Source organism: Nocardioides sp. (assembly GCF_034670285.1).
In the GTDB taxonomy this organism is placed as follows: domain Bacteria; phylum Actinomycetota; class Actinomycetes; order Propionibacteriales; family Nocardioidaceae; genus Nocardioides.
This window is the reverse complement of record NZ_JAXMNS010000212.1, coordinates 1-6,385: the sequence shown is the minus strand read 5'-3', so window position 1 is coordinate 6,385 and position 6,385 is coordinate 1. Positions and strand designations below refer to the sequence as shown.

Annotated in this window: 5 protein-coding genes and 1 pseudogene; 2 read left to right on the top strand and 4 right to left on the bottom strand. The window is 70.8% G+C overall.

Annotated features, from left to right (window positions below):
* Positions 1-212 precede the first annotated feature (212 nt).
* On the bottom strand, positions 213-2,321 hold the full coding sequence (locus VOI19_RS11705; RefSeq protein ID WP_323793140.1) for a RecQ family ATP-dependent DNA helicase: 2,109 nt from the start codon (positions 2,319-2,321) through the stop codon (positions 213-215).
* A gap of 168 nt (positions 2,322-2,489) precedes the next feature.
* On the opposite strand from VOI19_RS11705, the gene VOI19_RS11700 reads away from it, so the two are divergent.
* Positions 2,490-2,915, top strand: coding sequence for a cyclic nucleotide-binding domain-containing protein (locus tag VOI19_RS11700; RefSeq protein WP_323793139.1), 426 nt, complete (start codon positions 2,490-2,492; stop codon positions 2,913-2,915).
* 76 nt (positions 2,916-2,991) lie between these two features.
* On the opposite strand, the gene VOI19_RS11695 is transcribed toward VOI19_RS11700, so the two are convergent.
* Entirely contained in the window at positions 2,992-4,965 is a 1,974-nt protein-coding gene (locus VOI19_RS11695) for a M13 family metallopeptidase (protein ID WP_323793138.1), read from the bottom strand.
* 54 nt (positions 4,966-5,019) lie between these two features.
* Here VOI19_RS11695 and VOI19_RS11690 point away from each other — a divergent pair, with 54 nt between their 5' ends.
* The gene (locus VOI19_RS11690) at positions 5,020-5,322 is read left to right on the top strand and encodes a putative quinol monooxygenase (protein WP_323793137.1); all 303 of its coding nucleotides are present in this window, start codon (positions 5,020-5,022) and stop codon (positions 5,320-5,322) included.
* A 29-nt stretch (positions 5,323-5,351) separates the two neighbouring features.
* On the opposite strand, the gene VOI19_RS11685 is transcribed toward VOI19_RS11690, so the two are convergent.
* The gene (locus VOI19_RS11685) at positions 5,352-5,990 is read right to left on the bottom strand and encodes a class F sortase (protein WP_323793136.1); all 639 of its coding nucleotides are present in this window, start codon (positions 5,988-5,990) and stop codon (positions 5,352-5,354) included.
* Positions 5,987-6,385, bottom strand: a pseudogene (locus VOI19_RS11680) (hypothetical protein); the annotation flags it as partial. The pseudogene VOI19_RS11680 and the gene VOI19_RS11685, both read right to left, overlap by 4 nt.

Genomic DNA, 6,385 nt, shown 5'->3' with positions numbered 1-6,385 from the left:
GCGGTGGTCCAGGGCGCCTGGGGCAGACCTCCCCACACCAGGTGGTCGTAGGTCCAGGCGTGGTCGAAGCCCATCTCCTCCGCGGCCTGCCAGCGAGGACGGGACTCCGACCAGGGGAGGTCGGTCAGGATCGTGATGCCGAAGCGCATGAGCCGAGCCTAGGCGGTGTCGACCTGACGGTCCCGCTCTCAGGTCCGGTCTCAGGTCTGGTCTCAGGTCTGGGTGGCGAGCGTCAGGGGCAGGACGGCGTCCGCCCCGGCCGCGCGCAGAGCGGCGGCCGCCCGGGTGAGGGTCCACCCGGTGATCACCTGGTCGTCGACGAGCAGCACCGAGGCTCCGGAGACGTCGCCGTCGAGGGTCAGGGAGTAGCGGCGCCCGACGGCAGCGACCCGCTGGGCGGAGTTCATCGCGCCCTGACCGGGAGCGACCTCGGGGTCGGCGATCGCGTAGCGGCCCAGGACCGGCTTGCGGAGGTAGCGCGAGAGCCCGTCGGCGAGGTCGGCGGTGAGCGCGCCCCGGCGCTCGGACTCGACCACGACGATGCCGTCGACACGCGGTCGCCAGTCGCTCAGCACCTCGACCATCGCGCGCACGAGCGACGTCGGGACCGGACCGTCGGGCGTGGTCTCGCGAAACAGCTCACGCAGGGCCTGACCGTGGCCGAGGTCGGTGAGCCGAGCGATCGCGCGACCCTCGCCTGCGCCGGCCTTGATCTTGCCGCTGAGGTCGATGCCCATCGAGGAGAGCCCGGTGGGCCACATCTTGCGCGGCTCGACGACCACTCCGGGCCGACCCAGGCGCTCCTCGGCCTCGCTGACGGCTGCCTCGGACACGGAGGCGTCGAGGGTCAGTCCGCCGCAGTTGTCGCAGCGGCCGCAGTCGACCGCGTCGGGGTCGTCGAGCTGTTCGCGCAGGTAGCGCATCCGGCAGACGTCTGTTGCGAGGTAGTCGAGCATTGCCTGCTGCTCGCGCTCGCGGGCCTCACGGACCCGGCGGTAGCGCTCCTCGTCATAGCTCCACGGCTGCCCGGTGGCCTCCCACCCGCCGCGCACGCGTCGTACGGCGCCGTCGACGTCGAGCACCTTGAGCATCTGCTCGAGCCGGGTGCGGCTCAGCTCGACGTGGGTCTCGAGCGCGGCCGTGCTCATCGTGCGCCGGGCGGTGTCGAGGACCTCGAGGGTCTCGCGCACCTGCGCCTCCGGCGGGAAGGCCAGGGAGCCGAAGTAGGCCCAGATGTCGCGGTCCTCGATCGCGGGGAGCAGGACGACGGTCGCACCGGGGTCGGGGTCGACGCCACGCCCGGCACGGCCGACCTGCTGGTAGTAGGAGACCGGCGACCCCGGGGCTCCGAGGTTGACCACGAAGCCCAGGCGGGCGTCGAAGCCCATGCCCAGGGCACTGGTCGCGACCAGGGCCTTGACCTCGCCGCGGATCAACGCGCCTTCGAGCGCCTGGCGCTCGGTGGTCTCGGTCTGGCCCGAGTAGGCGGCGACGGCGTGGCCGCGGGAGCGCAGGTAGTCGGCGACCTCCTGGGTGGCCGCGACCGTGAGGCAGTAGACGATGCCCGAGCCGGGTTGCTCGGCGAGGTGGTCGGCCAGCCACGCCAGTCGCTGCTGGGCGGTCTTGAGCCGGACGACGCCGAGGCGCAGCGACTCGCGGTCGAGCGAGCCCCGGAGCACCAGGGTGTCCTGGCCCATCTGCTCGGAGACGTCGGTGGTGACGCGTGCGTTGGCGGTGGCAGTGGTGGCGAGCACCGGGATGCCGTCGGGCAGCTCGCCCAGCAGCGTGCGGATCCGGCGGTAGTCGGGTCGGAAGTCATGGCCCCAGTCGCTGATGCAGTGCGCCTCGTCGACCACGAGCAGGCCGCAGGTGGCCGCCAGACGCGGCAGCACCTCGTCGCGGAAGCCCGGGTTGTTGAGCCGCTCGGGGCTCACGAGCAGCACGTCGACCTCGCCGGCGTTGATCGCGCGGTGGGTCTCCTCCCACTGCTCGAGGTTGGTGGAGTTGATCGTCACCGCGCGGATGCCTGCACGCTGCGCGGCCTCGATCTGGTTGCGCATCAGCGCGAGCAGTGGCGAGACGATCACGGTCGGGCCGGCCCCCTGCTCACGCAGGAGCAGCGTCGCGACGAAGTAGACCGCCGACTTGCCCCAGCCGGTGCGCTGCACGACGAGCGCGCGGCGTCGTCCGACCGCGAGGGCCTCGATCGCCGTCCACTGGTCCTCGCGCAGGACGGCGCTCTCGTCGCCCACCAGTGCCTGGAGGTGTCGCTCGGCCGCTGCGCGGACCTCCGCGGGATCAGTTGCCGCACCAGAATTCATGTCGTCTGTCTATCAGCGGCCCCCGACAGCGCGCGGGACACCTGGTCGGGACACCTCGAAAGGACACCCTGAGGGCGAGTGACCGCGGGGCCCGGTCCCTGTAGGTTCGCAAGCACCCGGAGTCCCGGCTCCGTCCGACTCACCCACGTCCACCCCAGGAGAACTCTCATGGCTCGTGACCCGAAGGTCGACCTGCTCGCCCAGGTCTCGTTGTTCGCCCGCTGCTCGCCCAAGGAGCTCAAGCACATCGCGAGCCTCGTCGACCAGGTGAAGGTGCCCGACGGTCACGTGCTCATCGAGGTCGGCCAGGCCGCCAAGGAAGCCTTCGTCATCGTCGAGGGCGAGGCCGAGGTCACCGGGGCCGACGAGGTCTTCAACACCGTCGGTGCCGGCACGGTCATCGGTGAGATGGCGCTGCTCGACCACACGCTCACCCGTAGCGCCACCGTCACCGCCACCACCGACATGACGCTGCTCGTGATCGGCCCGCGCGAGTTCGACGCGCTCATCCACAAGCACCCCGAGGTGCTGCGCGGCATCGCCGCCGAGCTCGCGCGACGCCTCGCCGTCGCCGACAAGCGCCTGCTGGGCTGATCCCCTCAGCTCGGCCCGCAGCTCGGGTCTCAGCCCGGTCCGGGTCGACCTGGTCGACCCGGGCCGTTGCGGCCGACTACCAGATCCGCACGCGCTCGCTCGGGTCGAGCCACAGGCCGTCACCCTCGGCGGTCTCGAAGACCTCGTGGAACTCGTCGAGGTTGCGCACGATGTTGGCGCGGAACTCCGGCGGGCTGTGCGGGTCGATCGTGAGGTACTGCTGCTCCTGCTCCTTGCGGCGCTTGGTGCGCCACACGTAGGCCCAGTTGAGGAAGACCTTGCGGCGGTCCTCGATCGTCGCGGCGCCGTCGGTGCTGATCACGTAGGCCTTGTGGCCGATGGTCAGCCCACCGAGGTCGCCCATGTTCTCCCCGACCGTCAGGGAGCCGTTGACCTTCTCGTCGGGCAGCGCGCGCGGTGAGAAGTCGTCGTACTGCGCCACGAGCGCCTTCGACTTCACCTCGAAGGCCGCCTTGTCGTCAGCGGTCCACCAGTCGTTGAGGTTGCCCTGGCCGTCGTACTGCGCGCCCTGGTCGTCGAAGCCGTGGCCGACCTCGTGGCCGATCACCGCGCCGATGCCGCCGTAGTTCTCGGCCGGGTCGGCGTCGGGGCTGAAGAACGGCTTCTGCAGGATGCCGGCCGGGAAGCAGATCTCGTTGGTGCCGGGGTTGTAGTAGGCGTTGACGGTCTGCGGCAGCATGAACCACTCGTCGCGGTCGACGGGGGCACCGATCTTGGCGAGCTCGCGATCGGTCGCGAACGCCGAGGCTGCGTGCACGTTGGCGACGAGGTCGTCGGCGGTCACGACGAGGTCGGAGTAGTCGCGGAACTTCTCGGGGTAGCCGATCTTCGGGCGGAAGGTCGCGAGCTTCTCGTAGGCGCGCTCCTTGGTCTCCTCCGTCATCCAGTCGAGCGCCTCGATCGAGACCCGGTAGGCGGACAGCAGGTTGGCGACCAGGTCGTCCATCAGCGCCTTCGAGCTGGGCGGGAAGTGGCGGGCGACGTACTCCTTGCCCACCGCCTCGCCGACGGCTCCCTCGACGAACGACACCGCGCGCTTCCAGCGGGCGCGCAGCTCGGGGGTGCCGCTGAGCGTGCGGCCGTAGAAGTCGAAGTTGGTCTCGACGAAGTCGTCGGTGAGGTAGGCCGCGGCCGACCGCAGGACGTGGCTGAGGAGCCACGCCCTGAGGTCCTCGAGGGGGACGTCGCCCAGCACGCCGGAGAGGTGCTCGAAGAAGGACGGCTGCCCGACGATCACCTCGGCCAGGACGGCCTCGGGCGAGACGCCCGCCCCGGCGAGGTTCTTGGTGTAGGCGTCGAAGTCGAAGTTCGGGCAGAGCGCCACCAGCTCGTCGTGGGTGAGCAGGTTGTAGGTCTTCTGCACGTCGCGGGTGTCGGAACGCTCCCAGTGACCGATCGCGATCTGCGAGTCGATCTCGAAGACCGTGCGCGCCGCGGCGGCCGGGTCAGCGTGCCCACCCAGGGTCAGCAGGGAGGTGAGGTAGGCGACGTAGGCCTCACGCTGCTCGGCGAACTTGTCGTCGCGGTAGTAGGACTCGTCGGGCAGTCCGAGCCCGCCCTGGCGGAGGTGGAGGAGGTAGCGGTCGGAGTCGCGGGCGTCGGTGTCGACGTGCGAGCCGAAGATGCCGTGGCCGCCGATCCGCTCGAACTCACCGAGGAACGCCGCCAGGTCGCGCACGTCGCGCAGCCCCTCGACGGCGTCCAGCAACGGGCGCAGCGGCTCGAGGCCGCGGGCGTTGATCGCCTCGGTGTTCATGAACGAGGCGTAGAGGTCGCCGATCTTGCGGGCGTCCTCGGCGTCGGCGCCGTCCACGGTGTCGCCGGAGGCGACCTTGTCGCCGAGCTCGGTGATGATCTCCTTGACGTGCTGCTCGGCGGCGTCGGCGAGCTGGATGAAGGGGCCCCAGCCGGAGCGGTCGGCGGGGATCTCGACCTCGTCGAGCCACCGGCCGTTGACGTGGCCGAAGAGGTCGTCCTGCGGGCGGATGTCGGGGTTCATGCCCTCGCGGGCGTCATCGAGGATGCTCACGTCGGCGAGCCTAACGGCCGCCTCCGCCACCCCACGGGGGGCTAGGGTCGGGCCATGAGTGAAGAGAGCACGAACCTGCGCGTCATCGCGACCATCCCGCTCGACCCCGAGCGTGCCGCCGAGGCCGCTCCGGCCCTCGCCGAGCTCGCCGCCTCCTCGCGTGGCGACGCGGGCTGCCTGGCCTACGAGGTCTTCGCCTCGGCCACCGCCCCCGGCGTCTACGTCACCGTGGAGGAGTGGACCGCCCAGAGCGACCTGGACGCCCACATGACCCAGCCCCACGTCGGCAAGGCTTTCGAGGTCCTCGGACCCCTCCTCGCCGGCGAGGTCGCCATCCACGTCCTGAAGTCCCTCTGACGCAGAGACCGGCAGACCGCCCCGTCTGATCAGACGGGGCGGTACTCGTCAGCGAAGACGATGATGTTCGACTGGTAGTCGGCGCCGTCCCAGTCGGTGCAGGTGACGAGGACGAGACGTCCCTTGCGGCGGTCCTGGCCGAAGAGGTCCTGTGCCGCAGCCGCGACCTCCGCCTTGGTCATCGTGACGACCTTGCGCACCCGGTAGTCGACGAGATCGCCGTCGAAGCGGATCTGGAGCGGGTCGCCCTGCACCACGCTGCCGAGGCGGTTCATCACGCCCCCGCCCGTGTGCACGGTGTGCCCGGTGACGACGGTCTGGCCCGAGCGCGCGCCCGGGGAGGCACTGCCGTCCCAGTAGCCGACCTCGGTGTAGTCCGACGGCGGCGTCAGCACGCCGTCCGGGTCGATCTGGATGTCGATCAACGCAGCGTTCAGGCCGATCGTGGGCACGATGAGCGCGTCACCGCCGCCCTGGGCCGAGGTCCGGACCGCCGATCCGTCTGCCGCTGCGGAGTCACCCGCGGGGTTCGAAAAACCAGGAACGACCCGGGTCTCCGGACCATCGAGGATGGCCAGCGCGAGCGCCGCCACGAGGATCACCAGAACTGCAGTGACCCCCGTACGGCGGCGCTCGGCGTTGAGAAGACCCGGGCCGTTGCCGGTCATCGGTTCAGCAGGCGCCTTCCGGCAACCGCGCCGGTTCCGGCGACCGTCACCGCGATCATGCCCCACAGCAGCGGGCTGCCGGGGCCGTCGGAGACCGGACCGGCCGCGCCGGCGTCGACGATCGTCGGCACCTCAGGCGTGGGGGTCTTCGTCGGCTCGGGGGTCGGCGTCGGCGTGGCGGTCGGGGCGACCCGACCGTTGGGACCACAGGTCGAGCTGGCGATCTGGGCCTCGACGAGCGAGGCGCCGAACGCCTCGGACGCCGCGGGGAGCAGCTTGAGGTCGATGGCCGTGACCAGGATCTGCTTGCCACCCTCGGAGAACGTCTGCTTGTTGAGCGTGATGTCGAGGACGTTCTCCTCGAGCGGCGCGAGCTGCGGGGCGATCTGGCCGAT

Coding starts and splice junctions, on each gene's coding strand:
- VOI19_RS11705 (WP_323793140.1), bottom strand. CDS start 2,321: ATGAATTCTGGTGCGGCAACTGATCCCGCGGAGGTCCGCGCAGCGGCC.
- VOI19_RS11690 (WP_323793137.1), top strand. CDS start 5,020: ATGAGTGAAGAGAGCACGAACCTGCGCGTCATCGCGACCATCCCGCTC.
- VOI19_RS11700 (WP_323793139.1), top strand. CDS start 2,490: ATGGCTCGTGACCCGAAGGTCGACCTGCTCGCCCAGGTCTCGTTGTTC.
- VOI19_RS11685 (WP_323793136.1), bottom strand. CDS start 5,990: ATGACCGGCAACGGCCCGGGTCTTCTCAACGCCGAGCGCCGCCGTACG.